The organism is Cupriavidus sp. SIMBA_020, assembly GCF_046535395.1.
Classification (GTDB): Bacteria; Pseudomonadota; Gammaproteobacteria; order Burkholderiales; family Burkholderiaceae; genus Cupriavidus; species Cupriavidus campinensis.
This window is the reverse complement of record NZ_JAWRWU010000408.1, coordinates 1-279: the sequence shown is the minus strand read 5'-3', so window position 1 is coordinate 279 and position 279 is coordinate 1. Positions and strand designations below refer to the sequence as shown.

1 pseudogene is annotated in these 279 nt (G+C 68.8%); it reads right to left on the bottom strand.

Annotated features, from left to right (window positions below):
* Positions 1–279 (bottom strand): annotated as a pseudogene (locus SB751_RS29805) (LuxR family transcriptional regulator); the annotation flags it as partial.

Here is a 279-nt window from a genome sequence, read left to right as displayed (position 1 = left end):
GGTCCGCGACGATGCGCTGGTTGCCGTCGAGCGCGTAGAAGAGGCGCGCGTAGGTGTCGGCGACGTCGCGCAGAAAGCGCCCGCCGCGATGGTCGGCGACCGAGACCGTGCGCGGGCGATTGCCGAATTCGTACGCGAATACCGTGCATTGCGACACCGCAGTGGCCGGTCCGAGCAGATTGAGCACTTCGGCGGCGAGCGCGTTGTCGTCGGCGCCGCCGATCGCGGACATGAGACGGGTGACGCGGGACAGGTCGAACTGACCCGTCTGGCTGGGAC